Consider the following 22,977-nt stretch of genomic DNA (forward strand, 5'->3'; position numbering starts at 1 on the left):
GGGGCGTACGCCCCTGGAGGCAGCTCAACAGGGAGTTGCAGCATGACCACATCCACCCACTCTCATAAGGACTGGACCGACAAAGGGGGTCACGTCAGAGGGACCCCGCGGCCTCAGCGCGCTGCGAAAGAAGATGGCCACCTACCGGGCCAATGGCGTCCAGCTGGGGTGGTTGCTGCTGCCTGAAGAACGGGCCGTGGAGGTCTGGCGCGCGAGCGAACCCAATCCTGAACGCCTCGAGGACGTCACAACTCTCGATGGCGGCGAGTTGTTCCCTGGCCTCGCGTTGGATCTCGCCCCGATCTGGGAGGTTTGAGCCGGTTCCGGCGGCGGGGCAGGCTTCCCCTATGGCTGAACGGTTCCGCCGACTGGCTGACGACTGGCTCGATCTGTCCCAGGAGGTATTCGTGACGGTGCTGAAGCGGGAGGAGTAGGGCCGGCTTCCAGTACGCCCAGTTTCCGCAGGAATGGCAGGCGCCTGCTGGCGAACTCTGCGGCCATCTCCTGCAGACCTTGGATCTGCGCGGCGGGATCGGTGATCAATTGCTGCTGACGATCCCGAATGTCCGCCCCGAGGTCTGAAAGGGCAGTTTGCACACAGAGCACCAGCATGTCCCCTTCCAGACCCTCGGCCATGCCCTGGCTGAGCATCACCTCAATCGGGTTGAGGCCCACGGCGCTGCCGACGGTTGGGGCCGGCAGGGCCTGGAAGGGACAGCCCTGCAAGATCAGGCTCTGCAGACGGGCATTCACTGGTCTGCAGCTGACCTCAGCCGCCGCGTTGGCTGGCCCCCGGTCCAGCCCGAGCCGTTGACCGTGCAACAGCAGGGTCACCACCTCGATCACCTCAACGACGGGCTGTGCCACGGCGTCTCTGAGGGCGGCCAGGGAAAGGGGGCCGCTGGCGAGGGCCTCCTCCACTGCCGCGCAGAGCTCCTGACGGGCCGTCACCTCGCCAAAACTGGCGTTGAAGACATAGCTCTGCTGGCTGGGTGCCTCCTGCAGCCGCACGGTCAGCGCGCCGAGCAGCTCATCTCTCTGCAGGCGGGTGAGGGGAAGGTGGCCCTTGCTGAACAGGTCGCGCCGAAAGGACTTGTTGGTCGCCAGATCTGTGAGGGTGTGGCGCAGATCGGGGTTGGATTCGGCCAGTACGGTGGCGTGCACGCCGGGCGGCAGCAGGGTATCGATCAGCTCGGGGAGAGTCGTTGTGGCGCAGTAGCTGAGCTTGTGGGCCCTGGCGCGTCGGTGCAGCTCGGCCACGTATAGGGGCTGCCAGCCCTCGTTGGCGTATTCCCCGGTGAGGTAGTGGCTGTCCTGGTGCTCCAGGCCCTGAAGCATCGTGCGGATCCCAGGCTGGGCGCCCCCCAGCGGAAGGGGCTCTTTGGGGTCACCCAGAAGCGCCGTGAGGGAGGCACTGGCCCGCTGGAATGGCTCGATGCCGGCGGACGGATCCTGGCGCTGCCGTTCCAGTTGCAAAAGCTGCTGGAATGCCGACATCCCCAGCCAGCCTGGGTAGGTGTTGTAGGAGCAGTAGAAGAGGCCGCCCGGCATCAGTGCGGCGGAGGCCACCGCCAATAAGGCCTGCTGGATGGGCTCGCTCACCCAGGTGGCGATGCCGTGGGCCACCACATAGGCAAAGCCTTCTTCGGCATCGAGGCCGTGATGCAGGGGAGTGGGGTCTTTCTGAAGAGCCAGGAAATCAGCTTCCAGCAGGCGGAGGTTCTCCAGCCCCAGCTCGGCAGCCAGCCAGCGGCCGTGGGCGATGTGATCCGGCTGGAAATCCACCCCCGTGAATGCCCCTCGGGATAGAGGGCTGCCAGCAGGCAGAGCCCGTAGCCCATGCCGCAGCCCAGCTCCAGATAGGAGAAGGGGTCCCCCTCGGCGCCGCGGGGCGGCCGGTGACCCTTGATCAAGGCGGCGTAGTCGATCCAGTTGGGCGCCAACTCCCGGTAGAAGCCGGCGGTGTAGGCGGTACCGGAGAAGTAGCCGTGGTCCCAGCTCATGGTGGCCGGCGGGCGGTTGCCCTCATTGTTCCAGCTCCTGCCAGTGCCTTTATCCCCCCTTGGTGACCAAGACGGCGCGCTAGAGCACGGACGCTTCCCGACATACCATTCCTCGCCCCAGGCCTGGCGCCGGGCAGGCTGGTCCCATGGCCGAACGCTCCGCCGACTGGCTGAATCAGGCCCTGCGGGACCTCGATCAGGCCGAGGCCTCCATGCAGGCGGATCGGCATGAGTGGGCCTGTTTCGCTGCCCATCAGGCCACTGAGAAGGCCTTGAAGGCTCTGAACCTGGCCATGGGCCAACAGGCCTGGGGTCATGCCCTCACGCGACTCTGGGCGGCAGTCCCGCCGGAGAGGGACGCGTTCAACCCTCCTCCCCCGGAAGCGCTCGACGATCGCCTGCGTCTCCTGGATGGCTTCTACATCCCCACCCGCGATCCGGACAGCTACCCGGAAGGCACCCCCGGGGAACATTTCGGCAGACTGCAGAGCGAACAGGCCCTGTTCCATGCCACCGCCATCGTCCAGTGGGCCCGTGCTGCGCTGGCCCAGCTCCGCCGAGGTCCTTGAGCAGGCCCACCAGTGGGCCCAGCGCCAGGCGGCCGGCCATGCGGAGCTGGAAGCCGTGGGCGTGTTTGGTTCCTACGGCCGTGACGATGCCGGCGTGGGCAGCCTTCAGGAGTGGCTGATCCCCCCGGCGGGCGCCGATGGCGGGGCAGGAGCCGACCCAGTAAAAGGGGGCAATCACCGCTGAGGCGACTGTTGTCGATGCTGGCTTCCAGGCTCCTGCCTGCCCTGTTGATGGCGCCGCTGCTGCTGCCCCTGGCTCCGCTGGCCCCGGCCCGGGCCGGGGCGCCGGCGCGCCTGAGCACCGACTCCGGCGTGTGGACCACCGGCAGCGAGGAGTTCCGCCAGTTCCTGGCCACGGGCCGGATTGAGGATCGGGGCCTGGAGGCCCTGATCCGCGGCTCCGGCTGGACCCCCCAGGAGCTGCGCCTGGGCCTCACCCGCCGCTATCCGGTGGATGTGCTGCAGCTGTCGAAGTTCCTCAATTCCGAGGGCGGCGAACTCTTCCTGCTGAACCAGACCCGCAGCTACATGCCCTTCGCCACCCTGGGGACCTACCGGCTGCGGGCCCTGCGTTCGGCGCTGCTGGCCGATGCGGCGGCCGATGGCGAGCTCTCGGCCGAGGGCATTCTGGCGGCCCTGCCCACCGATTTCCGTCTGGCCCGCATGGAAGGGTTCGACGGCGTGCAGAACACCTGCGCCGAGCTGCGCTGCATGGGTGCCGACCAGTGCACGTCGCTGCTCTCCTGGTATCTGTACCTGCCGGCCTGCCTGCAGGCCAACGTGCCCCGCTGAGGCCTCCACCCGGGCGGTTCGAGGGGCCTCGGAGCGGGAACCCTCGGGAGGTCGTGCTGCGGACAGTTCCGTGCTGCGTTCCCTACGGTCTGCGCCCCTTCGAGGCTGGCCCCAGCCCCAGCCCCAGCCCCAGCCCCTGCGGCGAAGGCTGCGAGTGGCCCACCCCAACGGCTTCACCCTCCCGCTGGCCACGGTCACGGCGCTGGTGATGGTGGTGTCGAGCAGTTCGTTGCTGGGCATGGCGCTGGCCGGGCGGCAGGCGCAGCTGGCGGAGCTGCGGCGCCGCCAGGCGGAGGACGTGCTGCTCAGTGCCGGCCGCCAGGTGGTGGAGCAGCTGCAGACCACGCACCAGCCGCTGCTGCAGAGCTGGCCGCAGCCAGCGGCGGCCTGGCCCGTGCCGCAGCCCGCCACCACCCCCCTGGGCAGCCTGCACCTCACGGCCTTGCAGCCCACCGCCAGCGCCGCCCTGCTCACCCTGGAACTGCGCGACGCCAGCGGCCGTGCCCGCACCGCCCGCTTCCGGGCCCGGCGCGATCCGAGCAGCGGCGCGATCGTGAACCTGCGCCTGGAGGGAGCATGAGCCTGGCGGAAGTGCTGGTGAGCACGGCGGTGCTCTCGATCGCGGGCACGGGCTCGCTGCAGCTCACGGCCAACCTGGGCCACACGCTGGTGAGCCAGCGGCAGCTCGATGGGGTGATGCAGCAGCTCGATCAGGCGGTGCAGGCCAGCCACGAGCGGATGGCGCAGGAGGGCGCCAGCGCCAGTTGCGCGGATCCGGCGGCGTTGCTGGAGCTGCTGGCCGCGCGGGCGGCGGCGGCCACCCCCGAGCCGGTGGTGCTCACATCCCTGGGCCACGAGGGCCAGGGGCTGCGTCTGCGCTGGGAGCCCACGCCGCAGGCGGCCGCGGCGTTGGACCCGTCGCTGCGGCAGGCGGCGAGCCGCGAGCAGCTGCTGACCACCGCCGCGCTGGGGATCTGTCCGGCGGGAGGCGCGTCATGATCCGCCGCCGCGACACAAGCAACACCCGCCACCGCTGCACCGGCCTCTGCCAGGCCGAACTCCTCCTCACCGCCGCGATCCTGGGCCTGATCGGCGCCCTGGGCTGGGTGCACGGCAGCCAGGCCCTGGGCCAGCAGGCGGTGGAGGCCACCACCCGGCTGGTGCTGGAGGGGGTACAGAAGGCCCGGGCGGAAGCGGAGCGCACGGGCATCCCCTGCGCGATGGCGCTGGACGAGCGGGGCTGGCAGGAATCACCGCAGGCCGCCGCGGACCCCTGCCGCACGGCCCTGGGCCCGGTGGCGGCGGGCGTGGCTGGGCCGGCGACCCGCTGGCGCCACAACGGCCCGGCCGCCTGGCGCTTCACGGCCACGGGCCTGGTGCTCGATGGCGGCCTGGTGGTGGTGTGGGCGCCGGGGGTGGCGCTGCGGCGCTGCGTGGTGATGGCCCTGCCGCTGGGGGTACTGCGCCATGGCGTCTACGGCTCCGACCCGGAGGCGGCCCTGAGCAGCGAGGCCTGCCGGCCGGAGGCGGGCTGATGGCGCCCTGGAGGCGGCGCTGCCGCGGCGGCTTCACGCTGGTGGAGCTGCTGGTGGCCCTTTCGGTGGGCCTGGTGGTGATGGCCGGTGCGGCCCAGGCGCTGGTGGGCAGCGTGGCGCTGTCGCGCCGCTGGGGGGATGAGCTGCGCCAGCGGGAGTTTGCGCAGCGGGCCCGGCGGTTGATGCAGCTCGACCGGCAGGCGGCCGATGAGGCCCTCGAAGGCGCCGCAGCGGAGGCGGCGGCCGGTGAGGCCGTGTGCGGGCTGGCGGGCCGCACGCCACTGCTGCACCTGCGCCTGCCCGATGGCAGGCCCCCGATCACCTGGACCCTGGGCTCCGCCCCCTCGGCGATCTGGCGGGGGCCGGTGCTGATGCGCTGCGGACCGGCCCATGGACTGGACGGGCGCCTCAGCCTGGATGGGGCCTGGCAGAACCGGGTGGTGCTGGATGGTGCTGGGGACGTGCTTGCTCCTTCCGGTGGAGGTTCGTAGAGCTGCGTGCCGTCCTTGGAATTACCGCTGCTGAGGGGCTGGCAGGCATCCAAGACGCCTGAGCATCGGAAGCTTCTGGGCGCTGAACTCCGCAGCTAGCGCTTCTATTCGTTCTATTTTCTTGTCGGCATCGTCAATGGGCTTGTTGTCATTCGCGAGCAGATGCACTCCTAGCTGCTCAATACCCATCAGCACGCATGTGGCCAGCATCACTCCTTTAAGGTTATCCGCCATGGCCCGATAAATCAAGACTTCCACAAGCGAAATTGGCCCAGCTGTGCCGATCTGAGGAAGAAGAAGATGGCCATAGGGGCGTCCGCCGGCGATCAGCTCCATCAGCACTGGGTTACAGGCCCGAGCGGTCGTAGTCGCTTTGCGCGCCATATCCCCCCGGTCGAAGCTGATCCAGCCGGCATCCAGGAACAGGGAAAGGATCATCAGTAGCTCGGCAGTTGGCTGGCCGCTGAGCTCCTGCAACTGTCCGATCGTGCGCGGGCCAGCCGCCAAGGCCTGCGCGATGGGCCCATAGATTGCGGGGTCCCCCTGAACCTTTCCAAACACCGTGGCGAAGGTGAATCCCCCCTTCTCAGCATCCGCGAGGGAAGGGAGCTGGTAGGCGACAAACTTCAACCCCGCCAGCCGTTGTTCACAGTCCTGGAGCGTCAACGGATCTAGGCCTTTGACGAAAAGATCACGACGGAAGGATTTGTTCGTGGCCAGGTCAATCAGGGTCTGGCGGATGAGTGCATTTCTCTCTTCAAGGATCGGACCCTGGAGCGAGGGCGCCAAGAGATTATCAAAGGCCTCGGGCAGTGTGGCCGTGCCAAGCGGTGCGAGTTTATGATTGAGGCAGCGTTGGTGGAAGTCGGCAACGTAGAGCGGCTGCCAGCCATCGTTGGCATATTCGCCGCAGAGATAGTCGAGGTGGCTTAGATCGATCGAATCGAGATCGGCAGCCAGTAACGGAAGAGAATACCCAAGGGGAGAGGGCTGCTCCGCCGTGCCAAGGAGGGGCCGAAGACGCTCGATCGTGCGAAGAAAAGGCTGGTGTGGGGTGGCGGGATCCGAGCGGCTTCGCTCCAAGGCGTAGAGTTTCTGGAATGCGCTTCGGCCAAGCCACCCGGGTTGGCTGTTGTAGGAGCAATAGAACAATCCTGCAGGCCGTAGTGCCTCTGCTGCGACGCTCAGCATGGCTTCTTGCACAGGCTGCCGCGCCCATGTTGCGATTCCATGGGCCACCACGTAGTGGAAGCCACCGCCCTCGCTGGCGACTCTCGGACCAAGTGGTGTGAGATCGTGGGCAAGAGCCACGAAATCGGCTTCGAGGAAGCGAACGTTGGTGATCTTTAGCCGTCGACATAGGCCGACGGCATGGCTGATGTGGTTAGGGTTGAAATCAACGCCGATGAACTCTCCGTCTGGGTGGAGTGCCGCGACTAAAGCCAAGCCAAAGCCCATGCCACAGCCGAGCTCGAGGTAGCGAAAGGGTTATCCATCGCGGGATCGTGGAGGACAATGTCTTTTCAGCAGGGCGGAGAAATCCAGCCAGCCAGGTGTGAGCTCTCGGAAGAATCCATTGGCGTAAGTGGAGTGGGAGTAATAGCCGTGATCCCAGGCCATGGTCACCTGCTACGAGTACATCCCGACCCCAGTGATCAGTCTTATCTGTTCAAGTGGCGTGGTTCCTGCATTGGTGCCGGTACCGCTCGGCACGTTGAAGTTCAGCTGGATGGTCGCCGAACGGCAATCATTGGAGGCGTTGCTGGTGAAGGTGTTGACATCATCCACTTGGACGGCAGCAGTTTAATCGTTGTTGTTGGCCAAGACGGCTGAGTGCTCTGGCAATAGTGGAGAAGGGCGCCCGGAGCGGGCGGGCGATGTGACGGAGGTGCAGGCGCTTGTGGCGGAGTCGGCTGCCCCACTCAGCTGGATCTTGGATTCGGTAAGCGATCATGGATGGGTTGCGCACTGTTTTTACCTGTTCTCATTGGTGCAGGCTCTGTAGCATGTGAACCAGCAGCGACGGCGCCTTGGAGAGCCACTCTCTGTCTGGCAGCAGCACGGGCTCCCGATGCTTGAGGCCCTTGGAGCCCTGTCGCTGGGCATGACAGAGTTCTGATCTGCGCTCTGGCTTGGCCCCATCGATGGCTTGCGGCTGGCTGGTTCGTCCTGCGAAACTAGATTCATCGCTGGTCCCGAGCGCTGCAGCGCCACTGACCCACACCAGTTCTACCAGTGGTTGTGCAATTGCGCTTTCGGCCTAGAATCAAGGTGCGTCATTGGGTTGGGCCTGTTGGCAGAGCTGCTGCTTGATAATAACCGAATTGCAATAAGTGGCCATGCTCGTTACTTTGCCTTGGCTGAGATCCGTTCGGTCTATGCTGAGGGATTGGGAATCTTTTCGTCGTTGTCGTATGTTCTGTTCCATTGGCCAGTCTCCCTGCTCAGTCGCGTTGTTGGGTCACGCGTTGCGGCCAACCGGCTGGCCTCTCTTCTGCGCCTGTTGTTGCTTGCTTCCGTGGTGGTTGTCGTCTGGCAGCTGCCTGGGCTGGGGCTGAGGGTTGGTGCGCTTGGCCTGATCAGCATCCTGGTGAGCTTCTGGGCCTTTGTGCGAGCCAGGTACGTCCTGGTTCTGGTCCGTGACACAGGGGGCCACTCTGGGCAGGTGCTGATCCGGTCCGTTGTGCATGTTGGCTCTGAGGCCGATGTGGCTGGACTGCAGAACAAGATCCTGCTGGAACTGCAGAAGCGCGATTTACGCGACAAGCGCAGCCAAGGGCAGCAGAACTGGCAGACCGTTTATGCCTCGCCCTTCCCGGCTGGCGTCGGTGCCCGTTACCGCAGCGACCCGGCGGATCTCTTCCTCGGTCGCCTCAGCTGATCGCGTCGCGAGTCTGCTGGGTCACGCCTGCTCCCGGCTCTCGGCACCCCATCAGGTTTCCATCCGCCAGTCACCGCAACCCCTTCGGCGGTTGCGCGTTTCCCATGGCGCCAAGGGCTCCGGCTCCATACTTTCCAGGCATTCCGCAGGCGTCTGGGTGGCCCTGCCTTCGCTGTGAACTGGTCTGAGGGATCGCGACCGATCACCCATCTCCTGGCCCTGTGGCTTGCCAGTGGTTTGATCGCCGCTTGCACCGGGCCCCGCTCACCTGAGCGCCTGCGGGTGTCTGTCGAGGGCCTGCGGGCCTGTCAGGAGGAGGTGGATGCCACCGCCGCGCCGAAGGGGCGCGAGGCGGCCCTGGAACGCTGTTTCCTTACGATCGACCAGCGCCTGGCCCAGCTGAAGCGGGAGCAGCAACAGCGCCAGGCGCCGCCTGAGGTGCCGCAGGGCCCCGCGCCTCCCACGGCGGAGGAACGCTATGTCTTCTGCCTGTTTCACCAGCAGGAGCTGCAGGAGGCCGAGCGCCAGCGCCAGCGGGCCCTGGCCCCCTGGCTGCTACGTTCCGGCGCTCCCGACCCGATGGCCCCGGAGGTGGCGGCGGCCCGTCAGGCCTACGAGCAGGCACTGGCCGAACTCGACCGCCTGATCCCGGAGCCGATGCGCGGCGGCCTGCCCCTGGAGCCGGATGCGATCCGCGTCTTCAGCCGCTGCGACCGCGCCGATTTTGGTTGAGGCCTCAGAAGCTGCGGATCGAGGTGCGCGCCGAGCTCGACTCCTCGAAGGTGAACAGGCTGCCACCGTCCCAGCTGCGCAGCGTCACCGTGTAGGTGGTGGTGTCGGTGGGCCCCGTGAAGCCTGCCGGCAGCGAGAGGCTGGCGTTCTCCACCAGGAGTCCGTCCGATTGGTTGGCGAAATCCAGCGTGCCGTCGCGATTCACGGAAGGGCCGCAGCGCCACAGGTCCACGCCGTTGTTGTAATACACGATCCGGCCGGGGCTGCCCGGTGCCGCCCGGTTTGGCACCGTGATCGTGAGCTCCCGGCTCTTGTCGGCGCAGATCCCCTCGCCCTGTTCGGTCCCAAGGCTCTGGCCCTCGCGGATCTCCGTTTCCAGAAAGAAGTTGATGCGGCCCCAGTGGTCGCGCATGCGCTGCAGCTCGGCCTGCCTCTGGGTGGTGCGCAGATGGCTGGTGATCACCGAGGAGGCCAGGCCCATCAGCAGCCCGCCCAGGGCCATGGCAATCAGCAGCTCCACCAGCGTGAAGCCGGCCTGGGTTCGACGGCTCGGCATCAGAACACCCCCGGGTAGGTGCAGGTGCCGCTGCCGTCTTCATCGTTGCCCACCCGGATCAGGCCAAGGGGTGAGCTGATCTGCACGCAGCGCATCGGCGCCGTGTTGTTCAGGCTGATGCGCACCTCCAGGCCCGTGCTGGGATTGAGCCCCACCACGGTGCCGCGCGGCGTGAAGGTGAAGACGGTCGGATCGGCGCTGATGGCGTAGCGGTCGCTCCCGCTGCTGATCGAGGTGATCTGCAGTGGGTCCTGGTTGAGGCAGGTGTTCACGATGGCGGCTTCGCTGGCCACGCTCGGGTCCACCGCCGCGCTGGCCACGGTGCTGCCGGCGGGCGCGGAGCTGGTGGTGTGGATCGTCACCTGGCAGGGATTCCCTTTGAGGGAGGCGCGCCGCACCGCCTCCAGCCAGCCGGTGAGTTCCACCGCCACGGCGTTCACGCGCCCGCGCCGCCACTCCACCCCGGTGACCCGCAGGGCGATGGCGCTGAGGATGCCAAGCACCGTCACCGTGATCATCAGCTCGGTGAGGGTGAAGGCGGTGGGATGCCGGCGCCAATGGCTACGGCCCATCACACCCTCGGGCACCACGCCACCGTGGTGGGGGTCAGGGTGAGTTGGCGCATCACTTCCCCACTGTCTGTGGCGGTGTAGGTCACGGTGTAGCGATGGTAGGCAAGGGCCGTGCCACTGCTCGGCACGGTGTCCACTGCGGCGTTGCGGGTGAGCCCGTTGGGATCGGGCAGGCCGTTGATCACGGCCACCAGCGGACTCACCAGTGCGGTGGGCGACAGGCACTTCAGCTCGAAGGCCTGGGTGCCGTCGTCGAGGTTGTTGTGGTCGTCGTCCACGCCGCTGCGGGGCGGGAAGTAGCTGTTGCGGTCCACCGGGCCGTTGGCCACGGCGCAGGTGCCGGCGGCATTGGCGCAGGCGTAGCGGTCGTTGAGCTGCTGGATCACGGCCACGTCAGCATCCACCGCCGCCTCCAGGGCGTAGCGCTGCTGGGTGGCGCGGGTGATCGTGCCGGTGCGGATCACCACCGTGGCAGCCGCCCCCGCCACCATCAGCAGGATCGCCGCCGCCTGGATCATCTCGATCAGGCTGAACCCCCGGGCCTGCCTGGCGGGCGCGGCTGGCCTGGTGGGCGTAGCCATGGCTAGAAGAACTGCAGGGATCGGGTGGCCCGCAGCATGTAGTCCACCAGCGGTGGATTCACGGCCGGCGTAGGGCCGCCGATCCCCATCAGGTCGAGCACATCGCCCAGGCCGGAGCCGGGGATGGTCATCAGCACGTTGCCGTTGGCCCTCACCTTGTTGGTCCAGATCACGCCCGCATAGCCTGAGCTGCCGCCGATCTCGATCGAGCCCTGTGGGAAGTAGGCGAAGAAGCGCAGGGCTTCGCCGCCGCCCTGGCCCAGGTCCACCAGCTGCTCGGGGCTGCAGCTCTGGCAGCCGAACAGGGTGAAGTCGGTGATCTTGGAGGGCAGCCCGCTGCTGTTGGCGCTGTTCACGTGCATGAAGCCGCCGCCGCTGCGCTGGTTGAGGGTCTTGGTGTTGCCCGATTGGCTGTTGGGGAAGTGCAGCCGGATCGGACCGCCGCGGCTGTCGATCTTGAGGGTGCGGTTGGGATTGCTGAAGTCGAGCTTGTTGAGGCTGCACGTGGTGAGGGGAGGGGTGCTGTTGCTGGGGCTGCACACGGCCCTGAAGTTGGCCGGCCAGCTGCTGCTCACCGGCGTGGTGAGCGTGAGGGTGCCGCTCACCAGCGAGCCATCGGAGGCGTTGGCGTCAAGCGACACATTGCAGCTGGCCGGCAGGGAGTTGCCAACCACGGCCTTGTCGCAGTTGGTGTTGGCTGCGGCCAACACGTCGGGCATGTCGATGGGCACCACATTCACCAGAGTGCCTACGTTGGTGTTGATGTTGGCGCTGCAGTTGGTGGTGGCCACGCAATACACAAAGTCGATGTTGTTGCCGAAGCCATCCACGATGTCGCTGGAGGTGCTCTGCACGGTGATCACGCCCGTGTCGTTCTCGGCGGCGCCGCCCACCAGCCCGAAGCCCAGGGTGTTCGCGCAGGCGGCGCTGTCGTTGCCGAAGGCATCCCTGTAGCCCCCCAGGGAGCCGCGGCAGCACTTGGGCACCACCTCCAGGGTGCGGGTGAGGGTGCTGCTGGCCACCAGCACGCCGTTCCGATAGGCCGTGCCCCGCACCGTGATGGTCAGGTCTCCCGCCAGTGGTGGCTCGGAGGTCGGCGGGTTGGCCGCCGGTGTGGTGGCGCCGCTGGGGTCGTAGCCCATCGTCACCGCGAAGCGGTTGGTGGCCGTGTTGGCTTTCTTGGCGTAGGGGCTGGTGGCCTCCGTCTGGCTGGAGCTGGCGGGCTGGCTGATCGAGATCAGCTGGTAGCGGCGATCGGTATCCAGCGTCTGCTCGGCCTTGAGGTTGGCGCTGGGGAAGGTGTTGGCCAGGTTGGGCAGGCTCATGGTGCACACCGAGCGCAGCTTGCCCTGGTTGGTGGAGCTCTCGATGTAGGTGCGGTCTTCGCTGTTGAGGATCGGGGCATTCACCAGCAGACGGCGGTTGCGCTCCCGGTTCAGCTCGGCGATGATTCGCGCCATGCCGATCTCGGCGGCTTCGCGCGCCTCACGGCCCTGGCTCTGGTAAGCGGAGCCCAGCTGCCCGAAACTCACCCGCGCAATCATCATCACCCCGCCCAGCAGCACCGCCAGGGCGATCAGGATCACCAGCACCATGGCGAAGCCCGCCTTCGGGCTGCGGCCACTGCGGTGCAGCTGGCTGAGCAGATGGAGAAGATGCTTTTCCATGGCCTCCGCCCCGGGCAGGGGCGGTCTCCTACCCCGATGCTAGGTACGGCGTTCTGTTGAGCCCAGTGCCGCTGCGATCCCTGCTGCGTCGGGCCCGCCCGCGGCCCTCCATCCGCCAGTGGCTGCTGGGTGCGAGCCTGCTGGCGGTGCTGGGCGGCTACGGGGCGCTGTTCGCTACCCAGTCGCTGCTGGCGGTGCGGGAGCGGCGTGGGGCTCACCTGCAGACCCTGGCGCGCCTGGCCGAGCAGCTGCCCGCGGCGGCGGCGCTGGCTGGCGCCGGCTCCGGCCCGGTGCTGCTCCTGCCCCCCACGCTGCTGGTGTGGCTGGAGCGGCCCGGTCGCCTGCCCCTGGCGCTGGCGCGCCTCGCGCCGGAGTTCCCGTTGCCGCCGGACCGCACGCTATGGGGTCTGATGGCGGAACTCGCCAGTGAAACCGGCCCTGAGGAGCGGGGCCGCCTTGTGCGGATCGGCGGCGAGAGCTATCTGCTCAGCGCGCTGCCGTTGCCCGCGGCCGGCGCCGAGGCCCGGTTGCTGGTGCTGGAGGCGGTGGGCAGCCGGGAGCGCTACGAGCGCACCAACGCCCTGTTGCTGATGGCGGCGGCGGGTTCGGCCACGCTGCTCACTGGTCTGGTGCTGCGCCCCGTGCTCGATCGCGGCCTGGCGCCCCTCAACCAGCTGGGGGCGCGGCTGGAGCGGATCGAGTTCGAGAGCCTGGCCACGGAGCGGCTGCCGTTGCACAACCAGCCGCGCGAACTGCGCCCGATCATCCAGGCCTTCAACGCCCTGCTCGACCGGCTGGCCGCCTCATGGAGCCGCCAGAGCGCCTTCGCAGACGGAGTGGCCCATGAGCTGCGCACGCCGATCACGCTGATCAACGGCTACGCCCAGAGCCTGCAGCGCCAGGGCGTGGTGAGCGGCGAGCCACGGCGGCAGCTGGCGCTGATCCAGTCGGAGGCGGAGCGGATGGCGCGGATGGTCACGGATCTGCTGGACCTGGCCCGCGACGACGCCGGCCGCCTGGAGCTGCAACGCCAGGCGCTGGATCCGGAGCAGCTGCTGCTGGAGGCCTACGAGCGCCTGGCCGGGCACGCCGGCGGCCGGCTGCGGCTGCTTCCCCCTTGCGATGGCGAGGAGCTGGAGCTGGCGGAGGTGTGCGGCGATCCGCACCGGCTGCAGCAGTGCCTCACCAACCTGGTGGAGAACGCCCTCAAGTACGCGCCGCCGGGCAGCCCGATCGAGCTGCTCGCCACGGGCAGCACCAGCGCCGTGCGCCTGCACGTGCGCGACCGGGGGCCGGGGGTGCCGGAGCCGGAGCGGCAGCGGATCTTCGAGCGGTTCGTGCGCGGCAGCGCGGCGGAGGGCTGCAGCGGCAGCGGCCTGGGGCTCTCGGTGGTGCGGCTGCTGATGGAGCGGATGGGCGGCGCCGTGGAGGTGGCCGAGGCGCCGGGGGGCGGTGCCGATTTCCAGCTGGTGCTGCCCGTCAGGAGCGCACCGCACCCTCCTTCAGCATGAAGCCCACGCCGCGCACGGTCTGGATCAGGGTGGGCTGGCCGGGCTGCTCCACCTTCTTGCGCAGGTAGCGGATATACACGTCGAGCAGGTTGTCGTCGCCGAAGTGGTTCTCGCCCCACACGGTCTTGAGGATCGCCTCACGCGCATGCACCTGGTTGGGTTCGCGCAGCAGGCAGAGCAGCAGGTCGTACTCGCGCACGGTGAGGTGGATCGGGGCGCCGTTGCGGCTCACCTCACGGCTGCCGGTGTTCACCACCAGCCCGGCGAGGCTGAGGGTTTCACCGCTGGCGGTGGCGCTGTTGAGCCCACTGCGCCGCAGCCGGGCCCGCACCCGCGCCAGCAGCTCCTCGATCGAGAAGGGCTTGGTGATGAAGTCGTCGGCGCCGGAATCGAGGGCTTCCACCCGCTCGCGCACGTCGTCGCGGGCGGTGAGCATCAGCACCGGCACAGTGCCGCCGCTGCTGCGCAGGCGACGGCACACCTCCACGCCGCTGAAATCGGGCAGGGTCCAATCCAGGATCACCAGATCCCAGGGGCTCTCGCGGATCTTCACCAGGGCGTTCTGGCCGTTGGCCGCCTCGCTGGTGGCGTAGCCCTCGGCCTCGAGCTCACCGGCGAGGAAACGACGCAGCTCGGGATCGTCGTCGACGATCAGGAGCTGGTGCTGCCTGGAGTTGTTCCGCTGGTGCTGCTGGGTGTCCGCCTCGCCTGCCACGTGGGTGCTTGGGATGCGCGTGAATGGGCGGCCCGGCCAGGTGCGCCGTTTGGTCCCAAGCTAGGCGCTGTCGCTGGCTTGCACCATTGGCTTCCACCCTGCTCCGGGCCCTGCGGGCCGCCCCGGGTTCCTGGCGGCCCGGCCGCCAGGGCACTCTGGCCCACCGCCTGGCCCGCTGGGGCCTGCTGATCGTGCTCGTCTACGGCCTGGTGGCCCTGGCCATCCCGGCGTTGATCCAGGCGGGCCTGCTGCCCGATGCCAATGCCGGCCTGGAGAACCCGATCTACGCCGCCCCTTCGCCCGCCCATTGGTGCGGCACCGATCGCCTGGGACGCGACGTGTGCGTGCGCACCCTGGCCGGCAGCGGCGTGGCGTTGCAGGTGGTGCTGCTGGCCCTCACCCTGGCGCTGGCGATCGGCGTGCCGCTGGGGATGCTGAGCGGCTACCTGGGCGGCTGGCTGGATCGGGCCCTGGTGCTGGTGATGGACACCCTCTACACCCTGCCGGTGCTGCTGCTTTCGGTGGTGCTGGCCTTCCTGCTGGGCCGCGGCATCCCCAACGCCGCCGCCGCCCTGTGCGTGGTGTACGTGCCCCAGTATTTCCGGGTGGTGCGCAACCAGACGGCCCAGGTGAAGGCCGAGCTGTTCATCGAGGCGGCCCGCTCCCTCGGCGCCGGCCCGCTGTGGATCCTGCGCAAGTATCTGTTTCGCAATGTGATCACCTCGGTGCCCGTGCTGCTCACCCTCAACGCCGCCGATGCGGTGCTGGTGCTGGGGGGGCTGGGTTTCCTCGGTCTCGGCTTGCCCGAGACCATCCCTGAGTGGGGGAGTGATCTGCAGCAGGCCCTCACCGCGGTGCCCACCGGCATCTGGTGGACGGCGCTGTTCCCTGGAGTGGCGATGTTCGTGCTGGTGCTGGGCCTGGCGTTTCTGGGGGAGGGGCTGGAGGGGTGGCTGGGGGGGCGGGAGGGCTGAATGGATCGCTGCTGGAAGGAATGCAGACCAGCGTGGATTGCAGCCAGTGCTGCATCAGGCAAGGCTTGGAAGGCAGCCAAGTTGATGCAGCTGCGGCAGTCTAGTTGCCTGAAAAGTATGGATGTAGTCGCCCAGACTGTTCATCGCCAGCTGTTCATCCTCAATGGGCTTCCCCTGGTGATCCCGCAGTGTGCCGCCCAGGGCTGTGAGTCCCATCAGCACCACCTGCCCGATGAGCGGAGCCTCCAATCCCTGGTTGATCGCTCCCAGGATCAGGGCATCGAGGGGGCTGCAATGCAGAGCCGATCCGATGGTGGGTGCGGCCAGGAAGCTGTAGGCATGCCCCTGCTGCATCAGGTCCAGCAGGCGCGCATTCACCCGCAGGCTCGATTCACCGGCGGTCGCCGCCGCCGCACCCCGGTGCAGGCCGATCCTGTTGTCCTGCAGCAGCAGGGCCAGGGAAGGCAGCAGCGCATCGCATTCCCACCCCAACGCCAGGCCGAGGGATCCGATCGCTACAGGGCCAGCTGCCATGGCGGTCTCAACGGCCTGGCCAAGGGCTGGATCCACTTCCAGCAGGCCCAGGCTGGTGGCCACCGGCTTCGGTCCTGCCTCACCCTGGGGTGCTGGGGATGGAATCGAACACAGGAGCTGGTTGCCCAGCTGCGCCATGCGCTCACTCTCCGGGAGGGGAAGCCTGCCCTTGGTGAAGATGTCACGGCGGAAGCTCTGGTTGATGGCCAGATCAAACAGCGCCTCCCGGAGGATCGCATGCTCTTCCTGTAGCACCAGCGACCGCCGGGGTTCGTCTAGCAGCTGGGGAAAGAGTTCCGCCAGGCTGGCGGTGGCGACATGGCTGAGCTTGTGGGTGAGGCTGCGCTCATGCATCTCGGCTACATACAGCGGCGCCCAGCCCTCATTGGCATACTCTCCGCAGAGATAGGCCGGTTTGGATGCGTTGGAGATGGAGGAGATCTCCATCCCCAGGCCCGGCAGCGCCAGGCCCAGGGGAAGTGGCGATTCTGGGCTTCCCAGCAGGATGGCCAGCTTCTCCTGGGCATTCTGAAATGGCCTTAGCGGATCAGTGGAGCCTTCATGCCGCCTCTCCAGCTGCGTGAGCATCTGGAAGGTTGTTTTGGCAAGCCAGCCGGGAAATGTATTGTAGGAGCAGTAAAATAAGCCAGCCTGTTTCAGCATTGAGGTGGCAATGCTGAGCAGGGCTTCCCGGATCGGCTCGGCTACCCAGGTGAGGATTCCATGGGCCACCACATAGTGGAATCGGCCTGGCTGCAATGGCCCCTGATCACCGCTGGGCAAGCGGCCCGATGACAGGTCTTGCTGGATCTCGAGAAAATCGAGCTCCAGGAAGGCGATGTTGGAGAGGCCAAGCTGGCCCGCCAGCCACTGGCTGTGGGCGATGTGATCGGGTTGAAAGTCAATGCCGACAAACTGCCCTTCCGGGAACGAGGCCGCCAGCAGGCATAGCCCGAGGCCCATGCCACTACCAAGCTCCAGGTAGTGAAAAGCTGTGCCTTCCTGGGCCCGAGGTGGTCGATGCCCCTTCACCAGGGCAGCAAAGTCGAGCCAGCTGGGGGAAAGCTCCCGGTAGAAATCGCTGAGATAGGTCTCGGAGGCGAAGTAGCCATGGCTCCAGTGCATCTCTATCGCAAGTATGATTTTGGCTCCATGCTAATCGCCGCTAGGTCAGTGGTCCATGGCTGCTGCGTATGAACCCTGAAATGATGGCCAACGCCATTGCTGTCGGCCCTCCATCCGGGCTGCTGAGTGGTTGCCTGTCGCCTGGATGGATGGTCGCAGATCCTGGCAGGGATCAGGCCTAGGGAGCCTTGGCACCGACGAGGCCCGTGAAGAAGCGCTCCATGCCGCGAATGAAGGTCTGATTGTCATAGAGGATGTCTGCCTTCTCCACGATTTCGCGCTTGAGCTGCAGGCGCCGCTCTGGATCAGCTGCCAAGGCGGCCACGAGTTGGACGTACTCTTCATGTGAGCCTGCCAGGGGAGGGTTCTGAACACCGGTGAATGTGTAGAGGCCCTCTGCGGTTGCTCCCCGCAGCCGCCCGCCGCGGTAGGCCACGATCGGGGTGCCGACGTAGTAACTCATGTAGTAGGTGACGCCGCCTCCGTAGTAAGGGGTATCAAGCAGAAGATCCATGCAGTCGCACATCGACAGATAGTCATCTGTCTGCGACCTCTCCAGGAAGAGTGTGCGTGAGTGTGCCAGGGGGGCTCTCCTCTGGAGCCTGTTGAGAAATGCTTGCGTCTGTGTGTCGGAGTCGCTCGTGGCAAACACAAAGAGGGCGTCTGGGACCAGCTCTGCGATTTCCTCTAGGATCTCGTCAAAATCCGGGTGGATCTTGTGCAGGGTCTGGAGGCAGCCAAGTAACACCCGATCGCTGGGCAGCATAAAATAGTCCCTTGGGCGAATCTTGTAGTGCAGATCTTCGCGCAAGAAGCAACAGGGCAAGCCATCGAGAAGAACCAGTTCTTCGCTGAACTCATCCTGGGAACTGGGTGAATCCAGAATGCGGCTGGATAGATAGTAGTTGATCGAAGTTAAGCCTGTTGTGTGGGGCAGGCCCCAGCCGGTTACTTGAATAGGGCAGGCTCTGAGCTCCGGAAGCAGAAAGTCAAAGGGATTCATCCCAAGGTCTGTGAAGAAAAGAATGTCTAGATCCAGGATTTTCAGATCACAGTAGTTTGTCTGCAGTTCTGAAGTCAGATAGACAACTTGGTCAACCGTGGCATTGATCTGGTCCTGAAGGGCGTCTCTCTGCGTGTCGTGCCGATGAATGAGGATCACCTCAAACTGTGATCGATCGAGGTACTTGATAATCCCCTTAAACGCCTGCGTGTTGCTATGGGCATAAAAGTATCGGGACAGAAAGCCGATCCTGATCAGGTTTCTGCCTGTATGTCTGCGTTCTTCTGAAGTCGTTGTGATTGCAGAACTTGCTCTGCAGTCGGTCGGCGTTGATTGAGGAAGTGCCTCGCGAGCGGACTCCAGGACCTGGCTAAGGGTGGAGGCGAGAGAGCTGTAGTATGCAGTGTAGATAGGCTTTAGGTTGATATCTGCATAGGAGAGAAAAAAAGCAGATGGCAGGAGTGTGTTTGTGCTGAGCTTCCATGATCCTCCCGTGTTGAGCTTCTGCGCGATGACATGGCTGGAGACGCGGATAGATTGCTCCAGCTGCAAGAGCCTGCCTGGCGATTCTGGGATGGTTGTGAATGGATTGCTGGCATTCAGGTAGAGCACGAGATTGTTTGGGTCCAGTGCCAAGGCCTGCTCATAAGCTGCTGCCATTGCCGTGAAGTCCTGAAGTTGATAGCAGGCAAGGCCAAGGTATTCATGCCACTTGCTGCGTCGTGAGCTCAGGTTGATCAGCTTTAGGGCTGTTTCTTTGGCTGCCACATACTGCTTGAGATTCATGAGAGCCTGATAGGCTGCCTCCCAGGCATCTGCATGCTCAGGCTTGATTGTAAGGGCCTTCTCTGCGAATCTGAGCGCGCCTACGGAGTTGTCCCTGTCTAGCGCGTGCTTTGCCAGGCAGAGAAGATCGTGAAAGCTGTGCTGTTCCTTTGCTTGCAGAACCTTCATGTAGTCTTTGGCATTGTTGCTATTGTGGTCAACCTTCTGGATGGCTGTCAGGCAGAGAGCTGCTTGCGCCGAGAGATCCGTTGCGAGCAGCTGCTGGTAAAGATCGGCCGCCTCTGTGAACTCTTTGTTGTCAAACAGGATGTTCGCAAGCACCAGCAGGGCGGCTGGCTGGGGCTGCTCCGAGATCCTTCGGGCATGTTCCGCCAGGCGCTGTGCCCAGGGCGTCCGTTTGAGCCGGTAGAGACAGCCGGCGATGGAGGCGTAGTGATCAGCCAGCCGGCTGGGTTCTGATCGTGCCAGTTGGATGTATGCACGAATAGCTTCCTCGTAGCGGCCCTGCTCAGCGAGTCGTGCGGCTGGATTCATGTCAACTGGTTCTTGCGTTGCCTTATTCTAGTCAGTCCGGCCCCTTGCCTTTATACGGACTATTGCCCTGACTAGGCTCTCTGGCTGTCCTCAAACTGGCACAAGTGATCCGTTGCCATGTCCTCGGGGTGTGCTATTGGATTCTTCCTTTGGCTCGCTTTCCCAGTCTTGTTGCAAGCTAGGGATCCCGGTGGGTGAATGGTTCGTATAGGTAGGGCCTTTGCCAGTAGGTGGCGTCAGAGGCGGTAGACTTGCTGACGATAATGCAATTCTGTGAGAAGGAAACTGATGATACGGATGATGCTGCCTCTAGGGTGATTCCCGCAAGGGCCATCCTGTATTCCAGCAGGCTGAGGTCGCATCCTGCCAGGCATTGTCTGTTGGTGTAGTCGGCGATGAGCTTGAATGCCTCAATGGCTGACCATGGGCAGGACAGGCCGTAGCGCGTCTGATTGCCGTAGAGTTCTCCCGTTAGCCAGTAGGAGGTTTCAATGTCTTCGACGATGTAGATTCCATTAGCCTGCAGAAGGCTTGGAAAGAGCATTGAGAAGCTGGTTGTCTGGTGAGATGGTAGATGGGATCCGTCGTCAATGATCAGATGAATCGGATGCTGAATCAGCTTGCAGGCCCGATCTACGGAGTCAGGGTCAGCTTGGTCGGCTTTGATGACACGATGGCGCTCGCCTTGGCTCTCTACATCACGGTCAATGCAGTAGACAAAAGCGTTTGGAAAGTATTCAAGCCAGAGGGTGAGGCTTTTCCCCTCCCCGTAGCCAATCTCAAGAATGCCAAGGTCCTCGATCTGCCTTAGGTGCTCTAGGTGGGGCGGATAGAAGCGGTGATAGCCGTGGTATGTGGTTTTGTCAGTTCCTGCGTTGTCACCAAGAGCCTTGAACCTGGCTCTTGCTGACTCAGGATTGTTTACTGGATCCATGGAATCGGGCGTGTGGTCTTGCCTGTATCTTAGGTGCCGTATGCAGCGGCTTGCTCATCCAGGCGGTACAGAGCTCATTTGCCGGCTGTAGCAGGAACGACCGTTCTATGATTCCGATGCTCGGGGTGCGGCAGAGATCCTCGTTCTGAGGGTATGGCCTAGGGGTGATGGTCGAGCCTTGTTGCAGATAGGTGCTCAGTTTCACTATTCCTCAGGTGAAACCGCAGCTCAGGGCCCCACCAGAGCCAATGGTGAGTGTTGCCGCTTTGCTAGTACTCGCAGAAGTTGCGCTAAGGCAGCGGACCCCCTCTACGCCTGTAGGGATGGCTGTGCTGACGGTGCCACCACTTGTGGCGCAAGTAACGGCCGTATTGCCTGCGGCTGTGGGAGGGCCACCCACATCCGAGGCGGCAAAGACGGCACATTCCTTGGCGATGCCCACGGCCTCGCCGACATTGGCACCAGCCTGGGCGGCGTCACGGGCCCGGAGGTATTGGGGAATGGCAACAGCCGAGAGGATGCCAACGATCGCCACCACGATCATCAGCTCAACGAGGGTGAAGCCCTGGGCGATCAGATTCCTGTTCTGGCGGGCCCGCAGCGTGCGGAGGAGCTCAATTCTTGTCTTCGCATTCATTGCGGTAACGGGGTTGAGGTTTGCATTGAAACTCCCTTCGGCTGGAATAATCTGAGCCTCTTTGATTGAGAATAACCCCGGTGTGGCAGTTCTCTTCTGCTTGAAGAGTTGACCCAGGGAGCTGCATCGCCTGGGTCAACGGATCCTGCTGAAGAAGCGTTCAGCTGAAACCGCAGCTCAGGGCCCCACCAGAGCCAATGGTGAGTGTTGCCGCTTTGCTAGTACTCGCAGAAGTTGCGCTAAGGCAGCGGACCCCCTCTACGCCTGTAGGGATGGCTGTGCTGACGGTGCCACCACTTGTGGCGCAAGTAACGGCCGTATTGCCTGCGGCTGTGGGAGGGCCACCCACATCCGAGGCGGCAAAGACGGCACATTCCTTGGCGATGCCCACGGCCTCGCCGACATTGGCACCAGCCTGGGCGGCGTCACGGGCCCGGAGGTATTGGGGAAGGGCAACAGCCGAGAGGATGCCAACGATCGCCACCACGATCATCAGCTCAACGAGGGTGAAGCCCTGGGCGATCAGGTTCCTGTTCTGGCGGGCCCGCAGCGTGCGGAGGAGCTCAATTCTTGTCTTGGCGTTCATGGAGGGCAATCCAGGTGCCTTCCCAACTTACGCAGTTGTTCGGCTCACGGCCACGGCATCGGCAGGGTCTTTCGTGAGGACCTGGCAACGCCATGGGGCTTGAAAAGGCCTTGCGGGACCTTGAGATGTATGGCAGCCCCGCCGCTCGCTGCCCGCAGCTTCAGCGCTCTGTCAGATTGGCCTGCGCATGACCTCCTCCACCTTCTGTGGTTGCTATTATTATTCTCTCACTCTTTTCTCAATCTTCTCTCATTCGATGCTCCTTTCTCGGCTGGGCGAGGCGCCCGGGGCTCATTCCTAGGCTCACGAGGATGTCACTGCGATGCCGGGCCAGGGCCAGAACTGGAGATGTCGGAGATCTGAGTGGGGTCGAGCAGCTCGGCAGTCTCACCCGGAGGCTGCTTCAGCAGTCTGGGCGCCGCCTTGACGAAGCGATGGAGGGCATGGATGACCAGTTTCGTCAGGGCTATACCCCCCCCCCCACGACTGCCAGGGCTTGTTGGGGTGGCGAGGATGGCCCAGGATCCTCAGGGTGAATGTGATGCAGATCCATCAATGCGATCAGTGCGTTGAGCAGCGCGACCGAAGCCGGCTGGCTTGGCGTCGTGGGGCGATCTCGTCGCGCAGGTAGGGCTGATTCATAGTGTGCTGCCGGCCTGGCCGGGAAGGGATGCGTGCGCGGACCAGGTCCGGGCCGCTCATCGGTTAAATGGATTGATCAGGCTGATGGTGGTGCCCTGGAACTGACGGGTTTTGCGGGGGGCCAACTGGGCCGCGCAGGTCAAGGTAACGCCGGTGGTCAGGGTGTCGCGCAGGTAGGTCCACGGGACGGCCCTGTGCCTTGCGCTGGGCGGCCAGCAGGGCCGCCTGGTTCGTGGCGAGGCCATTCACAGAGGGCGCCACGAGCTCCTGGATCAGCTCCTCCATCAGCTTCTCCAGGCTCTGCTGCAGTCGCTTGTAGCGTCCTGTATCTGGATGGATGGCGATGCCATAGCGCAACTCAAACACCACCACACTCGGCAGCCAGATCTCCTCAGGCCTCTGCTCATCCAACCAATCCACTACGGCCCCATCCGGCCGTTTCTGCATCAGGGCGTAGAACACGTTGGTGTCGAACAGAATCACTGCTCTAGGAGGCCGCTGAAACACCGGTCGAGCCGCTGGAGAATGGCCCAACGGCACTGAACGGATGCGCGGCCAGCAGGAGCGGACCGGTCCCCTGTTCTCCTACGTCTCCACCGAGGAGCGGATCCCCAGGG

The 22,977-nt window shown here is 65.0% G+C and carries 26 protein-coding genes and 1 pseudogene; 13 read left to right on the plus strand and 14 right to left on the minus strand.

All coding sequences use genetic code 11. The features are described from left to right. The first annotated feature begins 121 nt into the window (after positions 1 to 121). Positions 122 to 316, plus strand: a complete 195-nt coding sequence (locus CJZ98_RS13860; RefSeq protein ID WP_255082647.1) for a Uma2 family endonuclease — start codon at positions 122 to 124, stop codon at positions 314 to 316. Between the two features lie 29 nt (positions 317 to 345). Here the strand turns inward: CJZ98_RS13860 and CJZ98_RS13865 are convergent, their stop codons facing one another. Then, positions 346 to 1,785: a methyltransferase regulatory domain-containing protein gene (locus tag CJZ98_RS13865; protein ID WP_094591726.1), complete on the minus strand. Its 1,440-nt coding sequence runs from the start codon at positions 1,783 to 1,785 to the stop codon at positions 346 to 348. Between the two features lie 364 nt (positions 1,786 to 2,149). Here CJZ98_RS13865 and CJZ98_RS13870 point away from each other — a divergent pair, with 364 nt between their 5' ends. The 7 genes from CJZ98_RS13870 to CJZ98_RS13900 all read left to right on the plus strand — a co-directional run bounded on the left by CJZ98_RS13870 (position 2,150) and on the right by CJZ98_RS13900 (position 5,390). Then, positions 2,150 to 2,572: a HEPN domain-containing protein gene (locus CJZ98_RS13870; protein ID WP_094591727.1), complete on the plus strand. Its 423-nt coding sequence runs from the start codon at positions 2,150 to 2,152 to the stop codon at positions 2,570 to 2,572. Next, the gene (locus tag CJZ98_RS13875; protein ID WP_094591728.1) at positions 2,538 to 2,756 is read left to right on the plus strand and encodes a hypothetical protein; all 219 of its coding nucleotides are present in this window, start codon (positions 2,538 to 2,540) and stop codon (positions 2,754 to 2,756) included. Before CJZ98_RS13870 ends, CJZ98_RS13875 begins: the two co-directional genes overlap by 35 nt. A gap of 14 nt (positions 2,757 to 2,770) precedes the next feature. Beyond that, positions 2,771 to 3,364 carry an alpha/beta hydrolase gene (locus CJZ98_RS13880; RefSeq protein ID WP_094591729.1) on the plus strand — a complete coding sequence of 198 codons (594 nt, stop codon included), beginning with the start codon at positions 2,771 to 2,773 and terminating at the stop codon, positions 3,362 to 3,364. A 154-nt stretch (positions 3,365 to 3,518) separates the two neighbouring features. Continuing rightward, positions 3,519 to 3,944 carry a hypothetical protein gene (locus tag CJZ98_RS13885; RefSeq protein ID WP_094591730.1) on the plus strand — a complete coding sequence of 142 codons (426 nt, stop codon included), beginning with the start codon at positions 3,519 to 3,521 and terminating at the stop codon, positions 3,942 to 3,944. Then, on the plus strand, positions 3,941 to 4,363 hold the full coding sequence (locus tag CJZ98_RS13890) for a hypothetical protein (protein ID WP_094591731.1): 423 nt from the start codon (positions 3,941 to 3,943) through the stop codon (positions 4,361 to 4,363). Before CJZ98_RS13885 ends, CJZ98_RS13890 begins: the two co-directional genes overlap by 4 nt. After that, positions 4,360 to 4,899, plus strand: a complete 540-nt coding sequence (locus CJZ98_RS13895) for a pilus assembly FimT family protein (RefSeq protein ID WP_094591732.1) — start codon at positions 4,360 to 4,362, stop codon at positions 4,897 to 4,899. The genes CJZ98_RS13890 and CJZ98_RS13895 overlap by 4 nt, the downstream gene beginning before the upstream one ends. Further along, positions 4,899 to 5,390: a PulJ/GspJ family protein gene (locus tag CJZ98_RS13900; RefSeq protein ID WP_094591733.1), complete on the plus strand. Its 492-nt coding sequence runs from the start codon at positions 4,899 to 4,901 to the stop codon at positions 5,388 to 5,390. The genes CJZ98_RS13895 and CJZ98_RS13900 overlap by 1 nt, the downstream gene beginning before the upstream one ends. 21 nt (positions 5,391 to 5,411) lie before the next feature. Here the strand turns inward: CJZ98_RS13900 and CJZ98_RS13905 are convergent, their stop codons facing one another. Continuing rightward, positions 5,412 to 6,542 carry a methyltransferase regulatory domain-containing protein gene (locus tag CJZ98_RS13905; protein ID WP_255090611.1) on the minus strand — a complete coding sequence of 377 codons (1,131 nt, stop codon included), beginning with the start codon at positions 6,540 to 6,542 and terminating at the stop codon, positions 5,412 to 5,414. Beyond that, a pseudogene (locus CJZ98_RS19375) lies at positions 6,531 to 6,860 on the minus strand (class I SAM-dependent methyltransferase); the annotation flags it as partial. The gene CJZ98_RS13905 and the pseudogene CJZ98_RS19375, both read right to left, overlap by 12 nt. Positions 6,861 to 7,008: 148 nt before the next feature. On the opposite strand from CJZ98_RS19375, the gene CJZ98_RS18890 reads away from it, so the two are divergent. The 3 genes from CJZ98_RS18890 to CJZ98_RS13915 all read left to right on the plus strand — a co-directional run bounded on the left by CJZ98_RS18890 (position 7,009) and on the right by CJZ98_RS13915 (position 9,003). Further along, complete coding sequence (locus CJZ98_RS18890; RefSeq protein ID WP_198537812.1) at positions 7,009 to 7,197, plus strand: hypothetical protein; 189 nt, start codon at positions 7,009 to 7,011, stop codon at positions 7,195 to 7,197. Between the two features lie 549 nt (positions 7,198 to 7,746). Next, positions 7,747 to 8,271 carry a hypothetical protein gene (locus CJZ98_RS18425; RefSeq protein ID WP_198537815.1) on the plus strand — a complete coding sequence of 175 codons (525 nt, stop codon included), beginning with the start codon at positions 7,747 to 7,749 and terminating at the stop codon, positions 8,269 to 8,271. A 282-nt stretch (positions 8,272 to 8,553) separates the two neighbouring features. After that, entirely contained in the window at positions 8,554 to 9,003 is a 450-nt protein-coding gene (locus tag CJZ98_RS13915) for a hypothetical protein (protein ID WP_157911007.1), read from the plus strand. Between the two features lie 4 nt (positions 9,004 to 9,007). Here the strand turns inward: CJZ98_RS13915 and CJZ98_RS13920 are convergent, their stop codons facing one another. The 4 genes from CJZ98_RS13920 to CJZ98_RS13935 are packed head-to-tail and all read right to left on the minus strand — an operon-like array spanning position 9,008 to position 12,379. Next, positions 9,008 to 9,559, minus strand: a complete 552-nt coding sequence (locus tag CJZ98_RS13920; protein WP_094591737.1) for a PulJ/GspJ family protein — start codon at positions 9,557 to 9,559, stop codon at positions 9,008 to 9,010. Beyond that, positions 9,559 to 10,149: a pilus assembly FimT family protein gene (locus CJZ98_RS13925; protein WP_094591738.1), complete on the minus strand. Its 591-nt coding sequence runs from the start codon at positions 10,147 to 10,149 to the stop codon at positions 9,559 to 9,561. The genes CJZ98_RS13920 and CJZ98_RS13925 overlap by 1 nt, the downstream gene beginning before the upstream one ends. After that, positions 10,131 to 10,712, minus strand: coding sequence for a prepilin-type N-terminal cleavage/methylation domain-containing protein (locus CJZ98_RS13930; protein ID WP_094591739.1), 582 nt, complete (start codon positions 10,710 to 10,712; stop codon positions 10,131 to 10,133). The genes CJZ98_RS13925 and CJZ98_RS13930 overlap by 19 nt, the downstream gene beginning before the upstream one ends. Before the next feature lie 2 nt (positions 10,713 to 10,714). Further along, a complete protein-coding gene (locus tag CJZ98_RS13935) occupies positions 10,715 to 12,379 on the minus strand; it encodes a hypothetical protein (RefSeq protein ID WP_094591740.1) in 1,665 nt (554 codons plus the stop codon). 65 nt (positions 12,380 to 12,444) lie between these two features. On the opposite strand from CJZ98_RS13935, the gene CJZ98_RS13940 reads away from it, so the two are divergent. Beyond that, positions 12,445 to 13,890, plus strand: a complete 1,446-nt coding sequence (locus tag CJZ98_RS13940) for a sensor histidine kinase (RefSeq protein WP_094591741.1) — start codon at positions 12,445 to 12,447, stop codon at positions 13,888 to 13,890. Here CJZ98_RS13940 and CJZ98_RS13945 read toward each other — a convergent pair. Beyond that, complete coding sequence (locus CJZ98_RS13945; protein ID WP_094591742.1) at positions 13,859 to 14,605, minus strand: response regulator transcription factor; 747 nt, start codon at positions 14,603 to 14,605, stop codon at positions 13,859 to 13,861. The genes CJZ98_RS13940 and CJZ98_RS13945 overlap by 32 nt on opposite strands. 23 nt (positions 14,606 to 14,628) lie before the next feature. On the opposite strand from CJZ98_RS13945, the gene CJZ98_RS13950 reads away from it, so the two are divergent. Next, the gene (locus CJZ98_RS13950) at positions 14,629 to 15,579 is read left to right on the plus strand and encodes an ABC transporter permease (RefSeq protein WP_094591743.1); all 951 of its coding nucleotides are present in this window, start codon (positions 14,629 to 14,631) and stop codon (positions 15,577 to 15,579) included. 54 nt (positions 15,580 to 15,633) lie between these two features. Here CJZ98_RS13950 and CJZ98_RS13955 read toward each other — a convergent pair whose 3' ends face one another. The 6 genes from CJZ98_RS13955 to CJZ98_RS13980 form a co-directional block, all read right to left on the minus strand. Beyond that, the gene (locus CJZ98_RS13955) at positions 15,634 to 17,238 is read right to left on the minus strand and encodes a class I SAM-dependent methyltransferase (protein WP_094591744.1); all 1,605 of its coding nucleotides are present in this window, start codon (positions 17,236 to 17,238) and stop codon (positions 15,634 to 15,636) included. Positions 17,239 to 17,416: 178 nt separating this feature from the next. Beyond that, the gene (locus CJZ98_RS13960) at positions 17,417 to 19,561 is read right to left on the minus strand and encodes an O-linked N-acetylglucosamine transferase family protein (protein WP_094591745.1); all 2,145 of its coding nucleotides are present in this window, start codon (positions 19,559 to 19,561) and stop codon (positions 17,417 to 17,419) included. Positions 19,562 to 19,739: 178 nt separating this feature from the next. Further along, positions 19,740 to 20,495, minus strand: a complete 756-nt coding sequence (locus CJZ98_RS18430) for a class I SAM-dependent methyltransferase (RefSeq protein WP_157911008.1) — start codon at positions 20,493 to 20,495, stop codon at positions 19,740 to 19,742. A gap of 211 nt (positions 20,496 to 20,706) precedes the next feature. Beyond that, the gene (locus CJZ98_RS19380) at positions 20,707 to 21,132 is read right to left on the minus strand and encodes a pilin (protein WP_269798974.1); all 426 of its coding nucleotides are present in this window, start codon (positions 21,130 to 21,132) and stop codon (positions 20,707 to 20,709) included. A gap of 160 nt (positions 21,133 to 21,292) precedes the next feature. After that, positions 21,293 to 21,718 carry a pilin gene (locus CJZ98_RS19135; RefSeq protein WP_232756483.1) on the minus strand — a complete coding sequence of 142 codons (426 nt, stop codon included), beginning with the start codon at positions 21,716 to 21,718 and terminating at the stop codon, positions 21,293 to 21,295. Positions 21,719 to 22,423: 705 nt separating this feature from the next. Further along, entirely contained in the window at positions 22,424 to 22,843 is a 420-nt protein-coding gene (locus CJZ98_RS13980; protein WP_157911009.1) for a PIN domain-containing protein, read from the minus strand. Positions 22,844 to 22,977: the final 134 nt, after the last annotated feature.

The organism is Vulcanococcus limneticus LL (genome assembly GCF_002252705.1).
GTDB lineage: Bacteria > Cyanobacteriota > Cyanobacteriia > PCC-6307 > Cyanobiaceae > Vulcanococcus > Vulcanococcus limneticus.